Origin of the sequence: Amycolatopsis jejuensis (assembly GCF_000717335.1) — a bacterium.
In the GTDB taxonomy this organism is placed as follows: domain Bacteria; phylum Actinomycetota; class Actinomycetes; order Mycobacteriales; family Pseudonocardiaceae; genus Amycolatopsis; species Amycolatopsis jejuensis.
Genome location: NZ_JNYZ01000011.1, coordinates 41874 through 65872 on the forward strand (window position 1 = coordinate 41874; position 23999 = coordinate 65872).

Below are 23999 nucleotides of genomic sequence, written 5' to 3' on the forward strand. Positions count from 1 at the left end.
CCATGTCCACACCCGCCCACACACGGACCGTCCGGCTCGCCCTCACCAGCGTCGGTGCTCTCGTGATCGGTACTGCCGCCGGAATCGCGTCCCTGGCACCGAAACCCGTCGCACTCGCCGCCGATTCCGGCTCCAGCGCATCCGGCATCTCGGTCAGCGGCGGCGAGCATTTCGGCCCAGCACCCGCCGTCTCCAGCAGCGGCGCGATCACAACCGGTGGCGGATCCGCATCGTCGCCCAGCGGCGCCGTGGTCGCCAGCGGCATCAACCTGCGCGCCGGCGCGGGAATCGCCGAATCCACCGTTGCGAGTGTCCGAGTCGGCGGAACCAGCGTCGGCCCCTTCTCCGCGACCTGCCGCAACGGCGTCACCACCGTCAAGGCGCCGAAACACTCCACCGGCAACCTCACCGTCACCCCCGGCGCCTCCGGCGGACCGAAAGCCACCGCCGCCACCATCACGGTGAAAACCCCCGGCGGGCCGGCGATCACAGTGTCGGTCGCGACCGTGTCCTGCGGCACCGGCACCCCACCCACCGAACCGCCGCCCAGCACCCACCCCGGCCCCACCAGCACCCCCACCCAGCCCGGCCACCGGCCAGCCCCGCCGGAACAACCCGGCCCCAGCGGGCACCCCGCGGACCGCGGCCACGAACCACGACACCCCGGATACCAACCCGCACCCGCACCCACCCCACGCCCCGGCCACCTACCCGTGACCGGCTGACCCAGGTGCTCGTGGCCCGCGCGCGGACCACGAGCACCCCATCCGACGTGACGCCCTCCCCGTCACCGCACACCTTCGGGAGGACCCTCATGACCGCCACACAACCCGACACCCACACCACCGACACCGAGCACCCGCGCGCGATCCGGCTCCCTGCCACCGCACCTCGCACCCACCCCGCAGGCAGGCATGCAATGGATCCTCGACCACACCCTCGATCACGAGCTGACATCCCTGCCCTGCGACGCCGACCCACGCTGGATCGTCGACTGGCTCTACGTCCTCGACCACGTCGATGCCCTCCAACCCGTCCGCACCGGCGACGCCAGCAGCTACGACACCTACCCCCGCTACCGCATCACCCCCGGACACCGCCTCGCCCCCGAAGACGTATCCCTGCGCCGCACCGTCCACACCACGACCGTGATCGCCGCCCGCCGCACCCTCACCAGCCCCCGCGAACTGCCCCCTGCACAAGTCTCCATCCCCGGCACCCTCGACCTGGCCTACATCTGCTTCGGCACCCCACTGCGCACCCTCGCCCACCTGAACGTCCTGCGCGAAGCACTGCTGCACGACATCACCGAAATCCACCACCGCTGGCACGACGAGATCGTCTTCCAGCTCGAAACCCCCGCCACCCTCACCCTCCTCGACCGCATCCCCAGACCCCTGCAACCCGCCGCCGCCCGGCTCCTCGCCCACCAGATCACCCGCCTCATCCGCGCCAGCCCCGCCGAGACGGCGTGGATCCTGCACCTGTGCCACGGCGACCTCAACCACGAACCCCTCGTCATCCCACCCACCCTCGCCCCTGCGGTCCGCATCATCCGCGCCGTCCACCGGCAGCTGGCCCGGATCGGACTGCCCATGCCCCCGGTCCACATCCCGATGTGCACCGGCACCACCGCACCAGCCGCCGGCGCCGCCTACTACCGACCCCTCACCCACCTCCCCGACGACGTCCAAGTCATCGCCGGACTCGTCGACGAGCACCACCGACCCGAATCCGCCCGCGCGCTCGAGCTGGCCGAGAACGCCCTCGACCGTCCCGTCACCGCCGTCGCCGCAGCCTGCGGACACGGCCGCCGCACCCCCGCCGACACCGAATCCAACGCCGCACTCGCCCGCACCCTCGCGGCCGCACCGCACCGCCGGTTCGCCCACCACCGCAAGACGGAGCGGACCGCATGAACACACCCAGGTTCGCCGTGCACTGCCGCCCCCGCGGCGCCGAAACCCGCCCCCTACCCGACGGCGCTCTCGCCACCCACATCCTCTATGCCCCGACCATCCCCGTCCGCGGCATCTCCGCAGTCCGCGCGCTCCTCCCCGGCGGCCGTGTCCTGCCGCCCCAGCGACACCGCACCGCAGAAACTGCGCTCATCGCGCTCAGCGGCTACCCCGCCGTCCTCTCCGGCCCCACGATGGTCCCCGCCCTGCCCGAACCCGGCGATCTCGTCTACGTCCCTGCCGACGTCCCCTACGCCGTGGTCAACCTCAGCCTCAACGCCGCCGTCCTGCTGCTAATCGTCACCACCGACCCCAGCATCGACAGCGGCACACTCCCCGCACCCGACCACGCCGGGCTCGTCGCAGACCGCGCAGTCGCCCTCCGCGCCGAACACCTCGAGCGCATCACCCAACGCCGAGCCAGCACCGCCCGCCGACGCCGCTGAACCCACCCACGCCAGCTACCCGCCCTCCCCGCTGACCCGACACCTCGCGAAAGCCTGGGAGGATACCTGTGCGCACCCACATCCTGCGCGCCGCCCGCGAACTACTCACGGCCCAATCCCCACCCTCGGCACCACCAGTCGCGCTCAACGACATCGCCGCACAAGCAGGCATCACCCTCCGCCAACTCCGCACCTACTACACCTCGATCGCCGCCATCGAAACCGACCTCCACACCCAAGACCGCAGCGAAGGACAAGCCTGATGCGCTGGCCATCCCTGCACCTGCGCGGCATCGGCGCCGCCCTCGGCGACCTCGTCCCCGTCGATCCGAAACACCCCACCGGTCAGCAATCCATCTCCATCGCCCACCGCACCACCGGCATGGACCTCGCCGTCCGCGCAGGCCACGCCGCACTCTCCACCCTCGCCCAGATCACCCACGGACCCCTGCCCGTCCCGGAACTACACCTCCACAGCGCCATCTGGCGCGGCAGCCGCGGCATCGACTTCTGGTCCCGCGCCACCTACATCCGCACCCGCCTCGGGCTGCCCGCCGGACCCGGTCTCACCGCCGAACTCAACGCCATGTCCAACTCCCTCATCGCCGGCATCGACCTCGCCGGACGCATCCTCGCCGGCAGCACCGACCTCGACCACATCCTGCTCACCGGCGGCGAAGTCTTCGGCCCACCCGCCTTCGACCACCTCACCGCCGACCACGGGATCGCCTACGGCGACGGCGGATCCGCCCTCATCCTCGGCCGCACCCCCGGACTCGCCCGCATCCTCGCCACCGCCTCCTACACCGACCCCACCCTCGAACAACTCCACCGCGGCCACCACCGCTTCCTCCCCGCCGGCACCACCGAACCCGGCCCCGAACGCATCCGCGAACGAAAACACCAATACCTCGCCACCGTCGGCACCCACTCCATCAACACCCGCAACACCCACGGCATCCGCACCGCCACGAAAAACGCCCTCGCCGACGCCGACCTCACCCCCGACCAGTTGGCGTGGGTACTACTCCCCCACTACGGCAGGCAACTCCTCGACACCCACTGCCTCCGGCCACTCAACATCCCCGCCGAACGCACCCTCCACGACGCCGGAAACCACTGGGGCCACCTCGGACCCAACGACCAGATCGTCGGCCTCACCCACCACGCCGTCCACCCCGGCGACCACATCGCCCTCATCGGCATCGGAATCGGCATGACCTGGACCACCGCCATCCTCCGCATCGACCACATCCCCACGACACTCCCAGCGCCACCGCTGCACGCACCCTGGCGCACCCGAACAGCCTGACCCCCCAACGCAATCCGCGACCGCAAGCAGGCCACCCCCATGAGCATCGAAGCCATCAACTGGGCACTCAAACACGCCCACATCCCCCACCACCGCCGCGACGCATCCAGCCTCGCCGTCGTCCTCATCGGACTGGCCAACCACGCCGACCCCGACGGCCACAACGCCTTCCCCTCCCTCGCCACCCTCACCGCCTACACCCGCCTCACCGAACGATCCGTCCGCTACGCCCTGCGCCACCTCCAACAACTCGGCCTCATCACCCCCGCCGACCCCCGCATCGTCGCCGCCCACGTCCACCGAGCCGACCGCCGCCCCAACGGCTACGACCTCACCATGACAACCACCACCCCCAACCAGGGGCAAACCGTGCCGACCGCCGACCAGCACGAGGGGCACAACACCACCCCACGGGCGGCAAACAACACCCCAACGAGGGGCAACCACTGCCCCCGAAACATCCCTCAACCATCCATGAACCAACGCCCGCCCGCGCCCCGCGCACCGACGCACATCCCACCTCCCTGCGGCGGCTGCGACGCACGCCCCGGCGACCCCATCGCCACCCGCTCCACCACCGACGAGAACGGCAACGTCAAACGGTGCCCTGACTGCCATCCAGCAGAAATCCAGCACCTCGTGATGACGACTTATCCAGCCGCCAAGCAACCCGATTCGGTTTCGGGTCGCGCAGCCCGCACGCTCAGCCGAATCTGAACCGATCGAACGTCAGGTTCGACGAACGTCCTCCCCGCCACGCCCGCCGACGCTGGAGGACCGTATGGAAAACCATGACAAGCATGAGCGAGGTCTTACGCCCGTGCAGCGATCGATGCGCGCCCGGGCAGCCGCCCATGTGTCCTGGTCACGCACGACCGATCGAGCGGCTCGGACCGAGCCGGCACGCAGAGCCGCGCTGGACCGCTTCGAGAGGCAGGTCGACCCGGAAGGCATCTTGGACGAAGCAACGCGGCGGAAACAAGCAGAAGCGGCCAAGTGCGCGTACTTCCAAAGGCTCGCCTACCGCAGTTCCCGAGCGCGCGGGCGCCACCATCGCACCCAGCAAGACATCGCAGACTAGAGCAGCGCCTCGATGAGGTTCAGCTTCCGATGCGCCGCCTGCGCGCGTTCATCCGCCGCTGAGGCCCCGTAGCGTTCAAGCATCTGCCGACTTCGCCAGCCGGCGATCCGCATCATCGCTTCGTCGCTCATCCCCGCCAGCTTGCACCGGTGCGCCCACGTATGCCGGAAGAGGTGCGGGAACACCGGCCCGATGCCTGCCTGCTCCGCTCGACGATCAAGCATTGACCTGATGCCCCATTCGTTCAGCGCACCATAGCGGCCGAGCCAAGCCGCAGTGGTGCGCTTGCCATACGGATGACGCGCGCGGGAACGGAAGTAGCGTCTGAACGCCTCCCCCGTCGCCGGGTTGAAAGGCACATCGCGCGCACGACGGCCCTTTCCCAGAACCCGAATGACATCAACGTCGAAGTCGAAACTGCCGCGCTCACGTTCGACCGGGTTGGCGACACACAACGGTGCCAGCTCTCCGATGCGGACCCCGCAATCGGTCAACACCAGCATGATCGCTCGGTCCCGGAGTTCGACAAATCCCTTCCCTCTTGTGGTCGCCAGCAGCGCTTTCAGCTCGGGCTCCCGCAGCACCGTCGGCGGGTTGTCCGGGACTTGGGGAACCTCCATCTTGTAGAACGGGGACAGTTCGATGATTTCTTCCACGTCATCGAGCCATCGATAGAGCTGCTGCAAGTGCCGATACTGCTTGGCGATGTAGTTGTGCGAGAGCGACGCACCGGTGCGGAAATTCGGCCGTTGCCGGAGATATTCGAAATAGCGTTCGAGTTCCCTGCGCCCGACGTCGGTGGCCACCATCGAAACGTTTTCATCCTCGAGGTAATCGCAGAGCATGGCCACGCTCTCGAGGTAGGCGTCAATCGTGGAATCGGCGCGATTCTTGGCCCTCAGATGCGTTCTCCAGTCCGAAACCAGCTCCCTAAGGTCATCGGGCTCCAGCGCCTCTACGGGCGACTCCACGGCGGTCATGGAATCAGTCGTACTCCGAAGATCCCTTGGGTTCCAAGCGCTGTGCTCCACTCGGGCACTTTCGACGAGACGCACTCCAAGATCATCTATTGGCGCATTTTCCCTGGTCAGCAGCCTGTGCAAGACCACATGGTGGGCCGGGTCGGGCTCGAACCGACGGCCAAAGGATTATGAGTCCTCTGCTCTAACCAACTGAGCTACCGGCCCCAGGGTGCGCGTTCGCATACGCACATCATCCCCAGTTCGATTCAACCTATCACAGTGCTCCACCTGGTCCGATGCCGTAGGCCGATCAGGTCTACCTGCGCCGCGGGAAGGTCGCGGGCAGCTAGATTTGCAGGGTAGGCGCCCGCGAGGAGAGCAGGCATGGCCACCCCACCACGTGTCCCGCTTGCGCTCCTCGATGCGCTCGTCGTCGGGCTTGCGCTGGGGTATCTCGCCCGGCACTACCGCGATCTCCTGGTCGCACACGGCGCGGTCGCATCCCTCGCGGCGGTGGTCGCGGTCGGTGGGGCCGTTCTGCTACGTGCCGCGTACCGCGCATTCGGCACCGCAAACACCCGGCTGAACACAATCCTCGCCGAAGAACTGCCGCCGCGCCGCCCGTCGCCGCGGCCCCGCCGGTGAATTTCGACCGACGCCACCGAGTCCGCCGATTCGTGACGCGTTGTAACGGCACCCACCGAAACTGCGAGTAGTGGGGACTGCCTTCTCCTCGAAAGAGCACCCCAGATGACCACTCCACCCGTGCCGGACGATCTCCCCACCACCCCGATCCCCATTCCCCGCCAACACCGGAGCTGGCTGCTGCCCACCGCACTGGCCGCCGGAATCCTGACACTGGGCGGCGTCCTGGCGGTGGTCCTGACCCGCCAGCCCGACCCGCAACCGGCCGCAGCGCCGTACCACAGCATGTTCACCACCACCGCAACCCCGCCGACGTACACCTCCACTCCCCCGCCGACCGCCGCGGATTTCACGATGGACCTCAAGGTGATGTCGAAGCAGTGCTTCGGTTCCGCGGGCTGCAACGTGGTGGTGGAGCCGTCGTTCACGTACCAGGGCAGCCGCACCCTGAGCACCTTCACGTGCGACATCACGTACACCATCACCGGCGACGAATCAGGCGAACTCATCGAAACGGCGTACGGCACGGGCGGCACCGGTTTGCGGGTGGATCGCACCTCGCTCAGCACCCGGAGCTCGAAGACCAAGGTGACCGCCACGATCACGGACGTCAGCTGCCGATGAGTCAGCGATGGCCGGGTCGGCCGGTGAGTCAGCGATGGCCGGTGGCTACCGGTGAGTCAGCGATGGTCGGGTGAGCGGCCAGTGAGTCAGCGATGCTCGGGGTCGGCCGGTGAGTCAACGATGGCCGGTGGCTGCCGACAAGGTGGCTGCCCGACCGGCCGCAGGTGAGTTGGCTGCCACTGACGGAGCGGTAGCTGGGCAAGCTGCCGCCGAACTGGCCGCCACTGATCCAGCGACCGCCGAGTTGGCCGCCGCTGATCCAGTTGCCACTGAGCTCACCGCGGCCGAGTCAGCCACCCCGGCGTGCTGACTGCTGCCCAACCAATCAACCAACCAACCGCCGAGTCACCACCAAACCATCCGCCGCCAAGCCACCCCGCCGCTGAAATCCCCGAGGAGAGACCATGATCACCCGAACTGCCGCGAGCATTGCCATTGCCGTTGTCATTGCCGCGGTCGTCGTAGGTGGAGCCGCCGCCGGGGTCGCCTTTCTGAGCCGCGACCGGCCGGACCGCAGTGTCGAGCAGCGAGCCTCCTGGGCCGCAATCGTCGATGCGATGACCACCTCCTTCACCATTTCCGGCACCCAAACCGTGCACTGCCTCAGCTACTGCTCCGGGTACGGCGACTTCCACGAGGGCACGCAGGCCACCCTCGTCGACGAAACCGGCCGCACCATTGCCGTGACGACGTTGCGCCGCAACTCCTCGGCGTCGGCCGGATCCGCGGAGTACACGTTCACCTTCACCGGCGTGCCCAGGACACAGCGCTACGGATTCCACGCCGGCAACGCCAATCGCGGCGTGATCTGGATGGACCGCCAGGACGCCGTGCGCGAAGGATTCCACCTCGTGATCGGCAGCTGACGCCCGCTCGACGGCAGCTCCGTGCACGTCAAGCACAACAAGGGAAGTACGGTTATGTGCTTGCGGTCCCTGATTCGATCATACCAGCAAGCACCGGCAAAGCGAGCGCGTCAGCAAGCCCGTTCGGGGGAACCGGTTCGCGCAGCAGGTACAGCCAGGCGAAGACCGCACCGAGCAGAATCGCATGCACGGCAACCAGATCCGGGTGCCGGTCCAGCTCGCCGCGGGCGATCGCGCGGTCGAACACCTCCACGAGATACGCCCGTTCCCGCACCAGGAACAGCTCGCCGCGGCGGGGGTTCAGGGCGTTGTCGGCCTGAATGTCGGCCAGGAGCCCGGGTAGGGCGTTGCGTGCCTGCGGATTGTCCAAAGAGGACTGGATGTCGGCGATCACCCCGGCGACGTCGCCGCGCAACGTGCCGGTGTCCGGGGGCGGCGGGAGCGCATCGTCGTGCACGACCGCCGCGAACACGAGCTCCGCTTTCGACTTCCAGCGGCGGTAGAGCGCAGCCTTGCCGACCCCGGCCCGCGCGGCGATCGCATCGACCGTGCACCGCTGGTAACCGACCTCCTCCAGCAGCGCGTTCACCGCCGTCCGCACGGCCGCGTCGATGCCCTGTTCGCGCGGCCGCCCGCGCCGGTTGCCCGTCATGGATCACAGTTTACGAGACTGTCAGTTCCGTATATCTTCGGGGGATGACCTGGGACAGAATCTCGACCCGCACCCTGCCCGTCACCCCGGCCGCGCTGTGGGACGTACTCGCCGACGTCGAAGCCTGGCCGCGCTGGGACCCCGACCTCGCGCGCGTCGAACTCCACGCACCACCAGCCGCCGGCTCAGCCGGCTTCTTCCACCCGAGCGGCCGCGTCCGAGGCGGAGTACATGCGCGCATCGCCGACGGCTTCACCGTCACGACCTGGACCCCGGGTCTCGAGATCGGCCTGCGCCAGCCCGTCCCGCTGGGACACATGGATCTGGGTTTCGCCCTCGTCCCGGCGCCCGACGGCGCCACCGCGCTGACCCAGCACGTCACCCTGACCGGCCCCCTGCGCATGGTCATGGTGCAGATCATCGGCAGGGATGTGGTCCGGCATTTCGCGGAGAAGTGCGCCGCATTGGCCCAGCTGGCGACAGCAGCGGACCACCCAAGCCGGTAACCCCCTCAGCCCTCCGCGGCGAGGACCTGCTTACCCACGCCGAATTGCCAGTTGCGACGGGTATGCGTCAAGCCGACAACGCCTGCGGCACACAACAAGCACGCAGCAACAATCGGCACCGGATCCGGTGTGTGATGAAAAATGATCTCCCCGCCCTTTTCAAGATATAGCGCACCCCGGGGCTTGCCGCAAGCCCCGGTCCATGCCGCACAATCGCGACTCGCAACGAAATTCGAGGCGGGAGTCGAACAGTGCGAATCTTGCCGACAACACACGCTTGCCCACGGACGCCAACGGACACCACGACGCGGTCGGAACGGGCGCCGCCGATCGAGCAGCCCGCCAGAATGTGAGCGCGTGAGACCCGCGGCGCCGATGTGCGGGCGCGACGGGCCGGGCACACCACGGGCGGCACAGATGGGCGCGAACGGCCGAGCTCGCAAGAAATCGGGGCTCATGGGCCGGTGAGAGCTTCGCGGGACACCGCAGCTCTCGAGTCGAGGTGACAGGCAGGTGATGGGAAGTCACGATGACCCGTCGAACCTGGCGAGAGTCGAACCGCCGATCCGGCTCACCCGGCCGACGTCAGGCCGAGCCGGTCGGGTTGATTCCGACTGGGCGGGGTTGAGTGGATGGGGCAGGGCCGCGCAGGACGGCTTGGGTGAGTGGTCGGGCCGGGCTGATCGCGTTTCAGCCAGACCGGTTTGAACTCGATCGGGCCGGAAAGCCGAACTCCGCCGGACAGGCCTAACCAGTGGCCGGGTTGGGTCGAGCCAGTCGAACTCGGTCGGGCCAGCTGGACCATCGGCACCGGCGCCGTGGTCCGGCGTATCGCGAGGCGGAGGTGCGGTCGCCGAGATCGGGGTCGCGGCCGCATGAGTCGAGCTGGGGCCAGGTGATTCCGGATTGACCAGATGACCTCGGCCAGGGCCCGATTGGTTCCGAACTGAATCCGGCCGGTCCCGCCGACCCCAACCCGACCGATCCGACAAGTCCCCAAAAACCCAAACCCGCAGAGAAACCAGCACTTGACACCACTGGGACAATAAAAAATCGACACGTCTTCACAAACTACAAAGAAGTACGCGCCGAATCTAGGACAAGAATAACAGCAGCGAGGGGCATGTGTCAACTCAGGGGTACGAAGCGGAATTACTCGCCGAACAGCACTACGTCGCCGACCTCTATCGGCGGCTCGATGCCGAACGGGACCGCGCCGAACGGCAGTTCAACGCTGCTCTCAAGCGGAACGACGAGACTCCCGGCGAGCGGGACGTCGAGGTTCGCGCGATGGTCAAGGAGACCCGACGACTGTCCGTCGCCGATTCCGGGTTGTGTTTCGGGCGGCTCGACGCCCTTTCCGGCGAGCGTTCCTACATCGGGCGGATCGGGCTTTTCGACGAGGGCCACGATTACGCACCGGTATTGCTGGATTGGCGGGCACCGGCCTCCCGCCCATTCTACACCGCCACCGCGGCCCAACCGGAAGGGACGGAGCGGCGGCGGCAATTCCATACGAAAGGGCGAAGTCTCACCTCGTTCACCGATGAAAACTTCACCGGCCCAACCCCCACCGGGCCAACCTCCACCGAAGCAAACCCCACCGGAGAAAACTTCACCGAAACAAGCACCACCGAAAGCACCAGAACCGAAAACACCGCCCTCCTCGCCGCCCTCAACGCCCCCCGTGGCGAGGGGATGCGGGACATCGTCGCGACGATTCAGGCCGAGCAGGACCGGATCATCCGGCTCGACCACCCTGGCGTCGTCGTGATCGAGGGTGGTCCGGGCACCGGCAAGACTGTCGTCGCGCTGCATCGGGTCGCTTACCTGCTCTACACCCAGCGCGAGCGGATGGAGCGGCATGGCGTGCTCGTCGTCGGGCCGCATCCGTCGTTTCTCGGGCACATCGATCGCGTGCTGCCGTCGCTCGGCGAGTCCGACGTGGTGTTCACCACGCCGGGCGGCCTGGTGCCGGGGATGCACGTCACCGCCGAGGACGGGCCGGAAGCCGCGCGGCTCAAGGGATCGCGGAAGATGCTCGACGTCCTCGCCGCGGCCATCTCGGACCGGCAGCAGCTGCCACCCGAACCGGTCCACATCGGACTGCGCGACGTCACCGTGCGCATCGACGCCGAAACCGCCGAGTGGGCCCGCGACGAGGCCCGCGCGAGTGGCCTGCCGCACAACGAGGCCCGGTCCGTGTTCACCGAGATCGTGACGTACGTGCTCACCGAACGCGCCATCGCCCGCATCGGCAAGGGCTGGCTCACCCGCGACGACCGCGAGGCTTGGGAAGACCTCCGCTCCGACCTGCTCAAAGAGCTCGCCGCCGACCCCGTCTTCACGAAAGCCCTCGACGATCTCTGGCCCATCCTGACCCCGGAAACCCTGCTGTCCCAGCTGTATTCCTCCCCGGAAAAGCTCACCAAAGCAGGCGCCGACCCGAACCTGGCGCGCACCGACGGCGACGCGTGGACGGTGTCGGACGTCCCCCTCCTCGACGAGCTCGTCGACCTGCTTGGCACGAAACCGGACCACACGACCAAACGAAAATTCACCGAAGAGCAACAGGCCGAGGCGGAGTACGCCGCCGGCGTGATGGACATCCTCAAGCTCGACCGCGAGGAAATGGACGAGGACGTCATGCTCGCCCCGGAGCACCTGCTCTACGCCGAGGACCTGGCCGGCCGTTTCGTCGAGCGCGACACCCGTGACCTCGCCGAACGTGCCGCCGCGGACCGCGACTGGACCTACCGGCACGTGGTCGTCGACGAAGCCCAGGAACTGTCCGAAATGGACTGGCGGGTGCTGATGCGGCGGTGCCCGGCGCGGTCGTTCACCGTGGTCGGCGACCTGGCCCAGCGCCGGTCCGCGGCAGGCGCGACGTCGTGGGGCGCAATGCTGGATCCGTACGTGCCCGGCCGCTGGCTCTACCGATCCCTCACCGTCAACTACCGCACCCCGGCGGAAATCATGGCCGTCGCGGGGGCTCTGCTCGCCGAGTTCGCACCGGGGGTCGAACCGCCGGAATCGGTGCGCGCGTCCGGGACGAAGCCGTGGTCAAGGCAGGTCACGGACGACGAATTACCCATCGCCATCGAGGAATTCGCGCAAGAAGAGGCCGGTCGGGAAGGCACCAGCGTCGTGATCGGACCCGCGGGCATCAAGGGCGCGGTGCTGCCCACGGAAACGAAGGGATTGGAGTACGACGCTGTCCTCGTCGTGGACCCCGACCGCATCCTCGCCGACGGCCCGCGCGGTGCCGCGGACCTGTACGTCGCCCTCACCCGCGCGACCCAGCGGCTCGGCGTCCTGCACCGCAACCCCCTGCCGGAGGTGCTGACGAGTCTCGCGGCACGCTGAAGGTTCAGGCGCCGGGCAGCGGAACGCGCCCGGCGCCGAACCGCGAACTACGCGCGACGGCCTCCCACTGCCGGATGTTGCCGTCGATCGCTTCGAGCGCCTCGGTGATCCGCTCGAACGCGTCCACCCCGAGCGGGACCCGCAGCGGCGGACGGTCCAGCCCGGCCACGTCCACCACGATTTCCGCTGCCCGCTCCGGATCTCCCTCCTGTTTCCCGTGCAACCCGGTCACGAACTCCCGATTCGGCCCGACGACGTCCTCGTACGCGGGAATCCGCTGCTCGGTGCCGAGCCGGGCCGCGGAGAACACCGACGTCCGGTGCCCGCCCGGCTGCAGCACCACGACGCGGATGCCGAACGGCGCGACCTCCTGCGCGAGCGTCACGGAAAGCCCCTCCAGCGCGGCTTTCGTGGCCGTGTAAGCGGAAAGCCCGGGCGAGATGAAGAAACTGCCCATCGACGACATCTGCACGATCGTGCCGCTGCGCCGCTCCCGCATCTGCGGCAGCACCGCGCGGACGAGCTCGGCCGGCCCGAAGACGTTGACGTCGAACAGGTCCCGCAGCTCCCGGTCGCTGACCTCCTCCAGCGCGCCGAACTGCACGCGACCGGCGTTGTTCACCAGGACGTCGATGCCGCCGGTGCGGGCGGTGGCCTCGGCGACCACGGCCGGGGGCTGCCCGGCGCGCGCGACGTCGAGCTCGAGCGCAATCGCCTGGTCCGGCCACTCGCGCACCAGGTCGCCCAGGGTTTCGGGGTCGCGGGCAGTGGCGACCACCCGGTGTCCACGGCGGAGGGCCGCCTCCGCGATCGCCCGCCCGAATCCGGACGAACAGCCGGTGACGAGCCAGGTCTGGGGTCGCTGCGTCGCGTCCATGGAGGGCACAGTACCGCCAACTGTCATGATTGTCGATTCTCATCATGATTGACGACTCTTGCCGTCCGGCTTAGCCTCAGGAGGACGAAGGAGCCGCACATGCGTTTCGACGAAGCGACGTACGACGTGCTCGTCGCCGGCTACGGGCCGGTCGGGCAGATCCTCACCTCCCTCCTCGCCCGCGACGGGCACCGCATCGCGGTGGCCGAACGCTGGCCGGACCTCTACCCCCGGCCGCGGGCCGCGCATTTCGACCACGAGATCCACCGGACGCTCGACCGGCTCGGGGTCACCGCCGCCCTCGGCGACGACGTGGTCGAAATGCGCAGTTACGACTGGCGCGGCGCGGATGGTGAGCTGATCCTCGAAATCAAAGCCGACACGCTCGCGGCGAGCGGTCACGTCATCGGGCACCTCTTCTATCAGCCGACCCTGGAACGGACCCTGCACGCGCGCCTGCGCGAGGCGGAGCAGGTCGACCTGTTCCAGGGGTGGGAATTGGTCGCTTTGGAACAAGAACCTGACTACGTTACCGCAACCCTGGAACGCACTCGCCAGCTCGGCGAGGGCAGGTTGGAACGCACCGGCGAGCAACGCGTCGTACGGGCCCGTTACGTGGTGGGTGCGGACGGCGCGAACTCGCGGGTCCGCACACTGGCCGGGATCGGCGAGGACGATCTCGGCTTTGCCGTGCACTGGCTCGTCGCCGACGTCGGCTTCGATGATCCGGCCACGGCCGAGCGCCTGTTCGCGAAGCTCGGCGATTCGACCCAGTGGTGCGACCCCCGGCGGCCGCACATGTCGGCGCGGGTCGGCAAACACCATCGCCGGTGGGAATTCATGCTGCTGCCGGGAGAACGCCCGGAGGATTTCGCCGACGCCGACGCCGTGTGGCGAATGCTCGCTCCGTGGCTGGAACCCGGCGAGGCGAGGCTGGAGCGGCATGTCGTGTACCAGTTCAGTTCACGGCTTGCGGAAACCATGCGGGAGCGGCGGATTCTGCTTGCCGGGGACGCCGCGCACGTGATGCCGCCATTCATCGGGCAAGGGCTGTGCTCGGGAATTCGCGATGCGGCAAATCTGTCGTGGAAACTTGATCTCGTGCTCAAGGGGACCAGCCCGGACACCATTCTCGACAGCATTACCGAGGAACGGTACGGCCAAAACCGCCGCACCATCGAGGTTTCCCTGCGAATGGGCCAGGTCAGCTGCACGCTCGACCCGGAGGCCGCGGCCGAACGCGACCGTGCGTTCCGGTCCGGGCAAGCACCGCCGCCCGAGCCGATGCCGGGACTTTCCGGCGGCATCAGGCACGATGATCCACTGGCCGGTTCCCTTGGTGTACAAGGACTCATCGAGCACGACGGCAGGCAGGGTCTTGCCGATTCCGTTCTCGGAAACGGCTTCTGCCTCATCACCCGCGCCGAACCGCACCTGTCCACAACTGACCGTGAAACCGTGGCAGCCTTCGGCATCCGCACCCTTGCTCTTGGACACTCCACAGTGGACCTCGACGGACGGCTCACCGGCTGGCTGGTCGAGTCCGGAGTGGACGCAGTGCTGGTGCGCCCGGACTTCTACGTGTTCGGCTCGGTGCGCCGCATCGAAGACCTGTCCGCGCTGCTGGCCGATCTCCGGCAGCAGCTCGTCGTATCGGAGGATTCATGACGACCGTGCTCGGCCTCGCCGAGGGAGCCATCGACGTGCACACGCACTATCTGCCACCGTCCTATCGGGACGCGCTGGACGGACAAGGCCTGCCGGACAACATCCCCGCGCTGCCGACGTGGAGCGCGTCGGGCCAGATCGGTGGCATGGACACGCTCGGCATCGCCACCGCGATGCTGTCGATCTCCTCTCCGGGCGTGCTGCTACCGGACCCTGCGGCGACAATCACGTTGGCCCGCAAGGTGAACGACGACGGTGCCGAAGCGGCGCGAGACCGTCCGGACCGCTTCGGGTTGCTGGCGTCGCTGCCGCTGCCGGACGTCGACGCCGCGCTCGCGGAAATCCGTCGCGCATACGACGAACTCGGCGCGGATGGCATCACGATGGTGACCAACTACGCCGGGCGCTATCCGGCCGACCCGCTTTTCCGTCCGGTGCTGGCGGAACTCGACCGGCGCGAGGCCGTGGTACTGGTGCATCCGGTGGCGCCGCCGAACCATGAGTCCGTCTCCTTTGGACGGCCGATCCCGATGCTGGAATTCCCGTTCGAAACGACGCGGGCGTTCACCGACCTCGTCCTTTCCGGCGCCACCCGGGATTTCCCGCGGATCCGCTGGATCGTCTCGCACGCGGGCGCCCCGCTGCCGGTCCTGGCCGAACGCGTGGCCTGGGTGTCGCGGCTGCTGGGCGCGAACGGCAACGACGTCGACGTGCAGGCCGAATTCGCCAAGCTGTACTACGACCTCGCGGGCGCGCCACTGCCGACGCTCCTGCCCGCGCTGCTGTCCTGGGTCGGCCCCGACCGCGTTCTCTACGGCTCCGACATGACCTTCACACCTCTGGACGAGGTCATTCCGCTGGCCAGGAAGCTCCGCGAAAGCGAGCATCTGGACAGCGTCTACCAGGACGTTCTCCGCGGTCATGCCGGAAAGTTGTTCCCCCGCAAGCTGGGTCGCGGCTGATGGCGGCCATCGCATGGCTGACCGGGGCGTCGAGCGGAATCGGGGCGGCATGCGCCCAGTTCGCGCCTCAGGGGATCGACGTGACGGGGGTGTGCCGAGGCATTCCGGCCGCCGGTCGGCATCTGGCCGCGGATCTCTCGCGACCCGACGGCTGGGCCGTCACCCTGGACGACATCGAGGCCCACCTCAGCGGGGTCGACGAGGCCTATCTTCTCCATCTGGCCGGGGTCACCGCTCCGGTCGGGCCGGTGACCACTGTGGACTCAGCGTCCTATCTGGACTCCTTCCTCCTCAACGCAGGCTCCACTTTTGCCTTGGGGCAAGGGTTTCTGCAGAGGTGCGCGAAGGCAGGCGTGCGCGGAACACTCGTGGTGTGCTCGTCGCCGTCGGCCACCGATGTGATCCCTGGAATGTCGCAATACGGCGCCGCGAAGGCCGCCGTAGAGCACTGGGCACGCATTGTGGCGGCCGAAGGATCGCGGGTAGTGGCGGTGGTTCCGTACGCAGTGGACACTCCGATGTTGCGCGCGGTCATGGACAACGCGCCCGAGGACGACCCGCTGGCCGGGCATTTCCGGGAGCTGCACCGGCGTGGTGAGCTGGCGTCCGCAGTGGACACTGCGGAGCAGATCTGGGCTGCCGCGCTCAATCCGCCTGCGGATCCGGTGGTCGCCGTCGGAGCACGGCATTTGGCGGTCAAATAGGAAATCCCCGGGAGCCGGACTGAGAATCCAGTTCCGACTCCCGGGGAGCGTGCGGGCCCCTCGTATCTCAGGTACGACCGGCCCCCGGAACCCGCGGACCGAACGCCATCACCAGCAACGCCAGCACTGCCGGGATCACAAAGGCCACGAAATTCTGACTCGTACTGAACCCGCGCGCCAGCAACAACCCGCCGAAAGCCGGACCGGCGATCGCCCCCACGCGCCCGACCGCCAGCATGATTCCGAGGCCGGTACCGCGGTTGAATGCCGGGTAGTAAATCGCCGAATACGAGTTGATCAGGTTCTGCGTACCGGCCGCACCGAAGCCGACCAGCACCACGAGCACGTACACCACCGCGGCGGGCGGATGCAATGCCAGCAATCCCAACGACACCGCGGACGTCGTGAATCCCGCCAGTACCAACGGCTTCGGCCCACGGCGGTCAGCGAACCGGGACGCGATGAGCGACCCCGCCACCACCCCGACATTCAACGCAACCAGGAATGCCAGCGACGACTTCAAGCCGTACCCGGCCTTCATCATCAGCGTCGGCAACCACGTATTCGCGCCGAAGTTCAGCACCATGCAGAACACCGTCCCGAGGCAGAACACCGTTGTCGCGCCGACGAAACGCCGGGAGAACAGCGACCGCAGCGCGCCCTCGGCCCGCTCCCCCGGTTCACCGGCCGGAGCGTCCTCAAGGGACACGGCAAGCCGGTACCGTTCGATGGTCTGCCGGGCAAAGGAAATCCTTCCTCGGGCGACCAAATAGGACAGTGACTCCGGCAGTTTCGCGTACACCACCGGCAACAGCACCACCGCCGGGACCGCGCCGATCAGGAACATCGCGCGGTACCCGAATTCAGGCAGTACCCAGATGCCCAGCAACCCGACGGCAACCCCGCCGAGCCCGGCGCCGGTGAGGGCGAGCGAAACGTTGAAATTCCGCCGGGACAACGGGGAATACTCGACCACCGTCGCCAGTGCGGTCGGCATGAAACCACCGCAGCCGATGCCGACGAGCACCCGGAACACGAGCAAGGTCTCCGGCGTCGGCGCGATCGTGCTGAGCACCATGCCGAGGGAGAAGACCGTGACCGCGGCGAGGAACATCCGGCGGCGCCCGAGCAGGTCGGTGAGCAATCCGACGAGCAGTGCGCCGACGAGCATGCCGAAGGCTGCCCCCGACCCGATCACCCCGGCGAAAGCCGGGGAAAGCTGCCAATCAGCACGGCCGAGCAGGCTCGGCACGACCGCGCTGTAGACGAAAATGTCGTAACCCTCCAGGAACAGCGCCACCGCACAGAGCAGCAGCACCGTCTTCGGCGCGCGGTGGACGACGACCACCGGAAGCGTCGTGCCGGAACGATCGCGGACCGGACTGTTCATGCGTTTTCCTCCTCGTCGAGGAATGGGAAGGGAATCCCCCCAGGCCGGCTATTCGGCCTTGAGAACGGAAAAACCGCCGTCCACGGCGAGAATGTGCCCGGTGATGTACCCTGCTGCCGCCCCCAGCAGGAAGGCAATGGCCTGCGCGACCTCGGCGGGCGTACCGAGCCGCTTCATTGCGGTCCAGCCCGCGGCCACCGTGTCGTCCACCAGTCCGAGCCGTGCCACCTCCTTCATCATCGGGGTGCCGATGTAGCCCGGCGTCACGGCGTTCACGCGGATTCCGCGCGCCGCCCATTCCACGGCCAGCGTTTTCGTCATCGAATGGATGGCCGCTTTCGCTGCCGCATAGGCAATCCGGCGTGGATGCCCGAAAAGACCGGCAATCGAACCGAGGTTGACGACTGCGCCCGGCTGCCCGTCGGTGAGCACCCGCGCGAATTGCTGACACCACAACAGGGTTCCGTCGACGTGCACCGACATCATCCGCCGGAACGCCTCGATCGGGATCTCCGCACTCGGGTCATTGTGGACGGTCCCGGCTGCATTCACCAGCGAATCGGCCGGAGGAAACTCCGCGCCGGCAGCTTCGGCGACCGCAGCCACCGAAGCAGGATCGGTGACGTCACAGGGGTAAACCCGGACTCGTCCGGAGTGGACGGACAGGAGATCCGGCACCGCATCGGCATGCAGGTCGACGAGCGCGACGTGCCGGTCCGGCTGTGTGTCCAGCAGGTGTAACGCGGTCTCGGTACCGATTCCGCCGGTCCCGCCGGTGATGATCGTGGTGGGCATGACACCTCCTACGCTTTCCACACGGTTTTCGCGTTGCAGAACTCACGGATTCCGAACGCCGCCAGCTCCCGGCCGTACCCGGAGGCTTTCACTCCCCCGAACGGCAGTTCCGGATACGACGCCGTCATCCCGTTCACGAACACCGCCCCGGCCTCGAGTTCGTCGACCAGCCGGTCTTGTTCCCCGATATCGCGAGTCCAGGCAGCCGCGCCGAGCCCGAATTCCGTGCTGTTGGCGACCTCGATGGCCTCGTCGAGAGAATTGACCGAGATGATCGACGCCACCGGACCGAATGCTTCCTCGTGGTACAGCCGCATCTCGCTCGTGACCCCAGCGACCACCGTCGGCGGAAAGAACCGGCCTTCCGGCTTCCCTCCACAAAGGACCGCTGCACCAAGAGCAGCCGCATCCTCGACCAGCTCACCCAGCTCGTCCGTAGCGGTGGCCATCGGCCCCAGGTCGGTGTCCACTGCGGACGGATCGCCGACGCGTAACGCCGAAGCCCGACTCACCACCGCGGCGACGAATTCGTCGTGACAATCCCGATGCACGATGAACCGTTTCGCCGAGATACAGCTCTGTCCGGCATTCTGAAACCGTGATCGCACCGCGACAGACGCAGCTTGTTCGATATCCGCGGAAGGCAACACGATGAACGGGTCACTGCCGCCGAGTTCGAGAACCACCTTCTTGACCGCCCGCCCGGCCGCTTCGCCGACCGCGCGACCCGCGGCCCCGCTGCCGGTCAACGTCACCGCCGCAACGCGAGAATCCGCAATGACCGCCGAGACTGCCGCCGACCCGATCAGCAACGTCTGATACACCTGCGCGGGAAATCCGGCGTCGGCAAACAGTTTTTCCAGCGCGAGCGCACAACCCGGTACGTTCGACGCCGGTTTCACCAACGCCACATTCCCCGCCATCAACGCGGGCGCAGCGAACCGGACCACCTGCCAGAACGGGTAGTTCCACGGCATCACCGCGAGCACCGGTCCGAGCGGCTGCCACCGGACCCCGGCCTCCCCGGCGCCGACCGCAGCGGCATCAGCCGGTTCCGGCGCCAGAAACTTCTCCCCGTGCTCGGCGTAATACCGGCACGCTCGCGCACATTTGGAGACCTCGGCCCTGCCTTCGGCGAGAGGTTTACCCATTTCCCGGGCAGCCAGCACCGCGAATTCCTCGACCCGCGCATCGAGCAATTCCGCCGCGCGCACCAGCCACGCCCGCCGCTGCGCGAATCCGGTCCGCCGGTAACCGCGCCAGACCCGGTCCGCGTCCGCAAGCCGGCGCTCGATCGCCGACGCATCGAGTGCCGGGTAACGCGCCCACACCTCACCGGTGACCGGGTCGGTACTCGCGATGGTCACGCCGGTTCCCACGTCTCGTAAAACCAGCGTTCCCGCGATTCGAGCAGCGGAATGGCCGTACCGAAGCCCCATTTCTGGAAATGCTCCGAGCTGCCGTGCGCCTCATAGCCGGCTCGGTCGGCGTATTGCTCGTAGAAGAAGAACCGGCGCGGGTCCTCGGGATCCCGGTGCGGCTGGTAGAACAGATTGCCCGGTTCGGCCCGCGACGGTTCCACGAGCTGCGCGACCGCCGCCGCCACCTCGTCCTCCGCCCCGGCCTGCGCGGTCCACACCGCGGTCACGACGAATGCCATGTCGGCTGTCCTTTCTTCCCGATCTCGTTGGCGAGTACGCCGATTCCTTCGATCTCCATCTCGACGACGTCGCCGGGCCGGACCCAGCGGTCGATCTCGAGCCCGGACCCCGCCGCGGCCGTGCCCGAGCCGAGCAGTTCGCCGGGATACAGCGTCTGGCCACGGGAGACGTAGTCGATCAGCTCGGGAAACCCGTGCTGCATCGTCGACGACCGGTCACGACCCCATTCCTCGCCGTTCACCCGCACCGCCATGGCCAGGTCCGTGCCGTCCACCTCGTCGGCGGTCACGATGCACGGCCCGAGCACGTTCGAACCGTCCCAGTCCTTCGCCTTACCCGGCCCGAGCGCCAGCGGCAATTCCCGCGTCTGCACATCGCGTGCCGAGACGTCGTTCCAGATGGTCCAGCCGAAAATGTGCGAAGACGCGTCCGCCGCGGCAATATCCCGTCCCGCCGAACCGATCACACACGCCAGTTCCAGCTCGTGATCGAGCCGTTCGGTATAGGCAGGCCAAGGAATCACGTCTCCCGGGCCGATCACCGTGTCCGGCATTCCCTTGTAATACGCCGGAACCGTGTAGAACTCGGCGGGAATCTCGCGGCCGAGCCGGGCGAACGCATTGTCGAGATGTCCTTTGAACTGCAGGAAATCCCGCATCGACCGCGGCCGCAATGGCGCAAGCAATCGGACGGCACCCACCGAATGCCACTGCCCGGCGGGTGCGCCCGCCTCGATGAACTCCACCATGTCTCCGTCGAACCCCGCGTCGGCAACCTCGCCGTCCACCAGCACGCCGACCCGCGACGCCCCGCCGCCCGCCGGGGCATAACGCACGTACTTCACTGGTCCGCATCCCGCACGACGCGGTTGCGCATGACCCCGACGCCACCGATCCGGCTTTCGAGCACCTCGCCGTGCCGCAGGAATCGTTTCGGTTCACGCGCCGCCCCGACACCTTCCGGGGTGCCGGTGAAAATGACGTCCCCGGGCAGCAGCGGGCAAATCGACGACAGTTTCTCGATCAGTTCCGGCACCGGGAAGATCATCTGCGCGGTCCGCGAAGACTGGACGCTTTCGCCGTCGATCGTGCATTCGATCGTCAGGTCGTCGCGATCGGGCAGCTCGTCGGGTGTGACGAGTTCTGGACCGGTCGGCGAAAACCCGGGAAACGATTTGCCGAGCGAGAACTGGGGTACCGGCGGTCGCAATTGGACAGTCCGCTCGCTGAGGTCCTGCCCCACGGTGACCCCGGCGACGTGGTCCCAGCCGTGCGCGGCGGACACGCGGTGCGCCCGCGCCCCGAGCACGACGACCAGCTCGACCTCCCAGTCGACAGTGTCGCTCGGCAGGCCGATTTCGTGGTACGCCCCGGTGAACGACGTGGGGAACTTCGTGAAGGTGGCCGGGAACTCCGGCTCGGCGAGCGCGGATTCCTCCGCGTGCGCCCGGTAGTTCAGCCCGATCGCGAACACCTGACGCGGCCGGGGCGCCGGCGGGCCGAGTGTGCCGGGCGCGATCGGGAGCAGGTCACCGCCGGCCGTGCGGGCCCATTCGGTGAACTCCGCCCAGCGCTCGTAGACCTCCTGCGGGTCGGAGCCGAAGAGCCCCGAGCTCGCCTTCTCCACGTCGAGGCCCCCGCCGTCCCGCACGAGGACCAGCCGTCCGGCGTCGTTCGCGATCCGCATCCCGGCTCCTAGCGATTGTCGACCACAGAATCGATAGGAACGTAGCACGCGAACAAGCGACTGGGAAGAGTGTAATCGAGTAGAGTGTTAAGAATCGATTCTTACGAGGAGGTGTCCCGCAGCGCCGGGATGTTACGCATCGCGATCTCCCTGGTCCGCCGGATGTGCTCGCCGAGCAGCTTCTCCGCCAGTTCGGCGTTGTGATCGAGGGCAGCGGCGGAGAGATCGCGGTGCTCCTGCCCGACGTCACGGCCGGACGGATCACCGTTCTCGTTCCAGCGGCGGTAAAGCTCGGCCATGTCGAACAGCGACGAGCAGATCCCGCGCAGCAGATCGTTGCCGCACGCCTCCAGCAGCGCCGCATGGAACTCCCCGTGCACCGCCAGCCAAGCCGGGTTGACCTGGCCGTCGTCGAGCCGGATCGGCGTGCGGTCCAGCCGGTGGTGCACGGCGAGCACCCGCGATTCCCAGTCGACATCCCCGCGTTCCACCGACATCCGGAGCGTGAGACCTTCGATGGCGCACCGCGCTTCGACCAGCGTGCGCAGGTGCTCGGCCGACAGCGGGGCGACGGAAAACCCGAGGTTCGGCTCGGCGTGGACCAGCCGCTGTTCGGCCAGCCGGGTGAGCGCCTCGCGGACCACCGAGAGGCTCACCTCGTAGCGTTCCCGCAGCTCCGTCGGCTTCAGCTTGCTGCCGGGCTCCACCTGTCCGCTCAGGATCGCATCCCGCAACTGTGCGTAGACGTCCAAGCTCAGGGTGTTCGCAGATCCTCGTCGTGCCATCCGATAACGATATCAGCAAACCTCCAACGGCATGAAAAACGATACAGTCGCTAAAATCGATTGTGCAACGAAGGCTCGGTTGTTAGCGTCGGCGCAGGTTCGGATGACGGGAGAACAGCGATGGCCCTGCAGCGTTTGGTGGGGGTGACGATGGGAGTTCCCGACGTCGCCGCGACGCGGGAGTACTACCGGCAGTTCGGGCTCGACCCGCTGCCGGACGGTCGGCTCGCGACGGTGGACGGCGGCCCGCAGCTCACCGTGGTGCACGCGGACCGGCGGCGGCTGCTCGACCTGGTGGTCGGCGTCGACGACCAGGACGACCTCGACCGCATCACCCGGCAGCTGGCCGGGCTCGGCATCGACGCCACCAAGGGTGAAGACGCGGTACGGGCGGCCGATCCGGGCACTGGCCTCACCGTCACCGCCCGGATCGCCGAGCGGATCCCGCCCGCGCCGGTACCCGGAGCCGCGCGGCCGGACAACGAGCGCTCCCCCGCGGTCGAACGCACCGCGCAGGTCCGCCCGCGCAAGCTCGGGCACGTGGTGGTGGGCTCGCTCGACAACGAGGCCAGCGAGAAGTTCTTCCGCGAGGGCATCGGGTTCAAGCTGAGCGACTCGATCCGCGGCGAGGCGTCGTTCCTGCGGTGTTCCACCGACCACCACAACCTGCTGGTCGCGAAGGCGCCGGTGCGGTTCCTGCACCACACGGCGTGGGAGGTCGCCGATGCGGACGACGTCGGCCGCGGCGCCACCGCGATGCTCGACGGACACCCCGAGCGGCACGCGTGGGGCATGGGGCGCCACCACATCGGGTCGAACATGTTCTGGTACCTGCGCGATCCGGCGGGCAACTTCTCCGAGTACTACAGCGATCTGGACTGCATCCTCGACGACGTGCGCTGGACCCCGGACGTCTTCGAGGGCGCGCAGTCGCTCTACAGCTGGGGCCCGCCGCCGCCCGCGGACTGGATGCTGCCCGAGGACATCGCCGCCGGGATGATGGGCCTGCACAGCGGCGGCTGAGCGGGCTTGCGGTCCGGGGCATGGCTGGGC

General features: G+C 67.9%; 25 protein-coding genes and 1 tRNA gene. 15 read left to right on the forward strand and 11 right to left on the reverse strand.

Annotated elements, in window-relative coordinates:
- Positions 1-2: 2 nt before the first annotated feature.
- The 6 genes from OO71_RS15370 (at position 3) to OO71_RS47415 (ending at position 4433) form a co-directional block, all read left to right on the forward strand.
- Positions 3-725, forward strand: coding sequence for a hypothetical protein (locus OO71_RS15370; protein WP_033290461.1), 723 nt, complete (start codon positions 3-5; stop codon positions 723-725).
- 189 nt (positions 726-914) lie between these two features.
- A complete protein-coding gene (locus OO71_RS15375; RefSeq protein ID WP_033290462.1) occupies positions 915-1919 on the forward strand; it encodes a hypothetical protein in 1005 nt (334 codons plus the stop codon).
- Positions 1916-2404 carry a cupin domain-containing protein gene (locus tag OO71_RS15380; protein ID WP_033290463.1) on the forward strand — a complete coding sequence of 163 codons (489 nt, stop codon included), beginning with the start codon at positions 1916-1918 and terminating at the stop codon, positions 2402-2404. Before OO71_RS15375 ends, OO71_RS15380 begins: the two co-directional genes overlap by 4 nt.
- Positions 2405-2472: 68 nt before the next feature.
- Positions 2473-2667 carry a hypothetical protein gene (locus tag OO71_RS15385; RefSeq protein ID WP_033290464.1) on the forward strand — a complete coding sequence of 65 codons (195 nt, stop codon included), beginning with the start codon at positions 2473-2475 and terminating at the stop codon, positions 2665-2667.
- Complete coding sequence (locus OO71_RS15390; RefSeq protein ID WP_033290465.1) at positions 2667-3716, forward strand: 3-oxoacyl-[acyl-carrier-protein] synthase III C-terminal domain-containing protein; 1050 nt, start codon at positions 2667-2669, stop codon at positions 3714-3716. The genes OO71_RS15385 and OO71_RS15390 overlap by 1 nt, the downstream gene beginning before the upstream one ends.
- A 39-nt stretch (positions 3717-3755) precedes the next feature.
- A complete protein-coding gene (locus OO71_RS47415; protein ID WP_051791588.1) occupies positions 3756-4433 on the forward strand; it encodes a helix-turn-helix domain-containing protein in 678 nt (225 codons plus the stop codon).
- Between the two features lie 360 nt (positions 4434-4793).
- Here the strand turns inward: OO71_RS47415 and OO71_RS15400 are convergent, their stop codons facing one another.
- Together OO71_RS15400 and OO71_RS15405 are read right to left on the reverse strand one after the other, a co-directional pair.
- A complete protein-coding gene (locus OO71_RS15400) occupies positions 4794-5777 on the reverse strand; it encodes a tyrosine-type recombinase/integrase (protein WP_033290466.1) in 984 nt (327 codons plus the stop codon).
- 130 nt (positions 5778-5907) lie between these two features.
- Positions 5908-5984 (reverse strand) — tRNA-Ile (locus tag OO71_RS15405).
- Positions 5985-6143: 159 nt separating this feature from the next.
- Between OO71_RS15405 and OO71_RS15410 the strand changes: the two genes are divergently transcribed.
- The 3 genes from OO71_RS15410 to OO71_RS15420 all read left to right on the forward strand — a co-directional run bounded on the left by OO71_RS15410 (position 6144) and on the right by OO71_RS15420 (position 7894).
- Positions 6144-6404: a hypothetical protein gene (locus OO71_RS15410; RefSeq protein ID WP_033290467.1), complete on the forward strand. Its 261-nt coding sequence runs from the start codon at positions 6144-6146 to the stop codon at positions 6402-6404.
- 105 nt (positions 6405-6509) lie between these two features.
- Positions 6510-7028, forward strand: coding sequence for a hypothetical protein (locus tag OO71_RS47420; RefSeq protein ID WP_156096312.1), 519 nt, complete (start codon positions 6510-6512; stop codon positions 7026-7028).
- 404 nt (positions 7029-7432) lie between these two features.
- Positions 7433-7894, forward strand: coding sequence for a hypothetical protein (locus OO71_RS15420; RefSeq protein ID WP_033290468.1), 462 nt, complete (start codon positions 7433-7435; stop codon positions 7892-7894).
- Between the two features lie 52 nt (positions 7895-7946).
- Here the strand turns inward: OO71_RS15420 and OO71_RS15425 are convergent, their stop codons facing one another.
- Positions 7947-8546 carry a TetR/AcrR family transcriptional regulator gene (locus OO71_RS15425; protein ID WP_033290469.1) on the reverse strand — a complete coding sequence of 200 codons (600 nt, stop codon included), beginning with the start codon at positions 8544-8546 and terminating at the stop codon, positions 7947-7949.
- A gap of 44 nt (positions 8547-8590) precedes the next feature.
- Between OO71_RS15425 and OO71_RS15430 the strand changes: the two genes are divergently transcribed.
- Both OO71_RS15430 and helR read left to right on the forward strand, forming a co-directional pair.
- Positions 8591-9052, forward strand: coding sequence for an SRPBCC family protein (locus OO71_RS15430; protein ID WP_033290470.1), 462 nt, complete (start codon positions 8591-8593; stop codon positions 9050-9052).
- Positions 9053-10177: 1125 nt separating this feature from the next.
- Complete coding sequence (gene helR / locus OO71_RS15435; RefSeq protein WP_033290471.1) at positions 10178-12418, forward strand: RNA polymerase recycling motor ATPase HelR; 2241 nt, start codon at positions 10178-10180, stop codon at positions 12416-12418.
- A 4-nt stretch (positions 12419-12422) separates the two neighbouring features.
- Here helR and OO71_RS15440 read toward each other — a convergent pair whose 3' ends face one another.
- On the reverse strand, positions 12423-13295 hold the full coding sequence (locus tag OO71_RS15440) for an oxidoreductase (RefSeq protein ID WP_033290472.1): 873 nt from the start codon (positions 13293-13295) through the stop codon (positions 12423-12425).
- A gap of 99 nt (positions 13296-13394) precedes the next feature.
- Here OO71_RS15440 and OO71_RS15445 point away from each other — a divergent pair, with 99 nt between their 5' ends.
- Genes OO71_RS15445 through OO71_RS47425 form a run of 3 tightly spaced genes read left to right on the forward strand, consistent with a single transcriptional unit; the run spans position 13395 to position 16629 of the window.
- On the forward strand, positions 13395-14963 hold the full coding sequence (locus OO71_RS15445; protein ID WP_033290473.1) for a bifunctional 3-(3-hydroxy-phenyl)propionate/3-hydroxycinnamic acid hydroxylase: 1569 nt from the start codon (positions 13395-13397) through the stop codon (positions 14961-14963).
- The gene (locus OO71_RS15450; RefSeq protein WP_033290474.1) at positions 14960-15925 is read left to right on the forward strand and encodes an amidohydrolase family protein; all 966 of its coding nucleotides are present in this window, start codon (positions 14960-14962) and stop codon (positions 15923-15925) included. Before OO71_RS15445 ends, OO71_RS15450 begins: the two co-directional genes overlap by 4 nt.
- Entirely contained in the window at positions 15925-16629 is a 705-nt protein-coding gene (locus OO71_RS47425) for an SDR family oxidoreductase (protein WP_051791590.1), read from the forward strand. Before OO71_RS15450 ends, OO71_RS47425 begins: the two co-directional genes overlap by 1 nt.
- 67 nt (positions 16630-16696) lie before the next feature.
- Here the strand turns inward: OO71_RS47425 and OO71_RS15460 are convergent, their stop codons facing one another.
- The 7 genes from OO71_RS15460 to OO71_RS15490 form a co-directional block, all read right to left on the reverse strand.
- Positions 16697-18019: an MFS transporter gene (locus OO71_RS15460; protein ID WP_051791591.1), complete on the reverse strand. Its 1323-nt coding sequence runs from the start codon at positions 18017-18019 to the stop codon at positions 16697-16699.
- Positions 18020-18067: 48 nt separating this feature from the next.
- A complete protein-coding gene (locus OO71_RS15465; RefSeq protein ID WP_033290475.1) occupies positions 18068-18814 on the reverse strand; it encodes an SDR family NAD(P)-dependent oxidoreductase in 747 nt (248 codons plus the stop codon).
- An 8-nt stretch (positions 18815-18822) separates the two neighbouring features.
- A complete protein-coding gene (locus OO71_RS15470; protein ID WP_033290797.1) occupies positions 18823-20181 on the reverse strand; it encodes an NAD-dependent succinate-semialdehyde dehydrogenase in 1359 nt (452 codons plus the stop codon).
- Positions 20178-20474 (reverse strand): putative quinol monooxygenase, encoded by a 297-nt coding sequence (locus OO71_RS15475; protein ID WP_033290476.1) that lies wholly within the window; start codon positions 20472-20474, stop codon positions 20178-20180. Before OO71_RS15475 ends, OO71_RS15470 begins: the two co-directional genes overlap by 4 nt.
- On the reverse strand, positions 20459-21319 hold the full coding sequence (locus OO71_RS15480; protein ID WP_033290477.1) for a fumarylacetoacetate hydrolase family protein: 861 nt from the start codon (positions 21317-21319) through the stop codon (positions 20459-20461). Before OO71_RS15480 ends, OO71_RS15475 begins: the two co-directional genes overlap by 16 nt.
- The gene (locus OO71_RS15485) at positions 21316-22161 is read right to left on the reverse strand and encodes a fumarylacetoacetate hydrolase family protein (RefSeq protein WP_033290478.1); all 846 of its coding nucleotides are present in this window, start codon (positions 22159-22161) and stop codon (positions 21316-21318) included. The genes OO71_RS15480 and OO71_RS15485 overlap by 4 nt, the downstream gene beginning before the upstream one ends.
- A 101-nt stretch (positions 22162-22262) precedes the next feature.
- Entirely contained in the window at positions 22263-22946 is a 684-nt protein-coding gene (locus OO71_RS15490) for a GntR family transcriptional regulator (protein WP_051791592.1), read from the reverse strand.
- Positions 22947-23066: 120 nt separating this feature from the next.
- Here OO71_RS15490 and OO71_RS15495 point away from each other — a divergent pair, with 120 nt between their 5' ends.
- Entirely contained in the window at positions 23067-23969 is a 903-nt protein-coding gene (locus OO71_RS15495) for a VOC family protein (protein ID WP_033290479.1), read from the forward strand.
- Positions 23970-23999 lie beyond the last annotated feature (30 nt).

What these genes read in the sequence shown, in the direction of transcription:
- OO71_RS15370 (WP_033290461.1), top strand. Translation starts at nt 3, where the DNA reads ATGTCCACACCCGCCCACACACGGACCGTCCGGCTCGCCCTCACCAGC.
- OO71_RS15375 (WP_033290462.1), top strand. Translation starts at nt 915, where the DNA reads ATGCAATGGATCCTCGACCACACCCTCGATCACGAGCTGACATCCCTG.
- OO71_RS15380 (WP_033290463.1), top strand. Translation starts at nt 1,916, where the DNA reads ATGAACACACCCAGGTTCGCCGTGCACTGCCGCCCCCGCGGCGCCGAA.
- OO71_RS15390 (WP_033290465.1), top strand. Translation starts at nt 2,667, where the DNA reads ATGCGCTGGCCATCCCTGCACCTGCGCGGCATCGGCGCCGCCCTCGGC.
- OO71_RS47415 (WP_051791588.1), top strand. Translation starts at nt 3,756, where the DNA reads ATGAGCATCGAAGCCATCAACTGGGCACTCAAACACGCCCACATCCCC.
- OO71_RS15400 (WP_033290466.1), bottom strand. Translation starts at nt 5,777, where the DNA reads ATGACCGCCGTGGAGTCGCCCGTAGAGGCGCTGGAGCCCGATGACCTT.
- OO71_RS15410 (WP_033290467.1), top strand. Translation starts at nt 6,144, where the DNA reads ATGGCCACCCCACCACGTGTCCCGCTTGCGCTCCTCGATGCGCTCGTC.
- OO71_RS47420 (WP_156096312.1), top strand. Translation starts at nt 6,510, where the DNA reads ATGACCACTCCACCCGTGCCGGACGATCTCCCCACCACCCCGATCCCC.
- OO71_RS15420 (WP_033290468.1), top strand. Translation starts at nt 7,433, where the DNA reads ATGATCACCCGAACTGCCGCGAGCATTGCCATTGCCGTTGTCATTGCC.
- OO71_RS15425 (WP_033290469.1), bottom strand. Translation starts at nt 8,546, where the DNA reads ATGACGGGCAACCGGCGCGGGCGGCCGCGCGAACAGGGCATCGACGCG.
- OO71_RS15430 (WP_033290470.1), top strand. Translation starts at nt 8,591, where the DNA reads ATGACCTGGGACAGAATCTCGACCCGCACCCTGCCCGTCACCCCGGCC.
- OO71_RS15440 (WP_033290472.1), bottom strand. Translation starts at nt 13,295, where the DNA reads ATGGACGCGACGCAGCGACCCCAGACCTGGCTCGTCACCGGCTGTTCG.
- OO71_RS15445 (WP_033290473.1), top strand. Translation starts at nt 13,395, where the DNA reads ATGCGTTTCGACGAAGCGACGTACGACGTGCTCGTCGCCGGCTACGGG.
- OO71_RS15450 (WP_033290474.1), top strand. Translation starts at nt 14,960, where the DNA reads ATGACGACCGTGCTCGGCCTCGCCGAGGGAGCCATCGACGTGCACACG.
- OO71_RS47425 (WP_051791590.1), top strand. Translation starts at nt 15,925, where the DNA reads ATGGCGGCCATCGCATGGCTGACCGGGGCGTCGAGCGGAATCGGGGCG.
- OO71_RS15460 (WP_051791591.1), bottom strand. Translation starts at nt 18,019, where the DNA reads ATGAACAGTCCGGTCCGCGATCGTTCCGGCACGACGCTTCCGGTGGTC.
- OO71_RS15465 (WP_033290475.1), bottom strand. Translation starts at nt 18,814, where the DNA reads ATGCCCACCACGATCATCACCGGCGGGACCGGCGGAATCGGTACCGAG.
- OO71_RS15475 (WP_033290476.1), bottom strand. Translation starts at nt 20,474, where the DNA reads ATGGCATTCGTCGTGACCGCGGTGTGGACCGCGCAGGCCGGGGCGGAG.
- OO71_RS15485 (WP_033290478.1), bottom strand. Translation starts at nt 22,161, where the DNA reads ATGCGGATCGCGAACGACGCCGGACGGCTGGTCCTCGTGCGGGACGGC.
- OO71_RS15490 (WP_051791592.1), bottom strand. Translation starts at nt 22,946, where the DNA reads ATGGCACGACGAGGATCTGCGAACACCCTGAGCTTGGACGTCTACGCA.
- OO71_RS15495 (WP_033290479.1), top strand. Translation starts at nt 23,067, where the DNA reads ATGGCCCTGCAGCGTTTGGTGGGGGTGACGATGGGAGTTCCCGACGTC.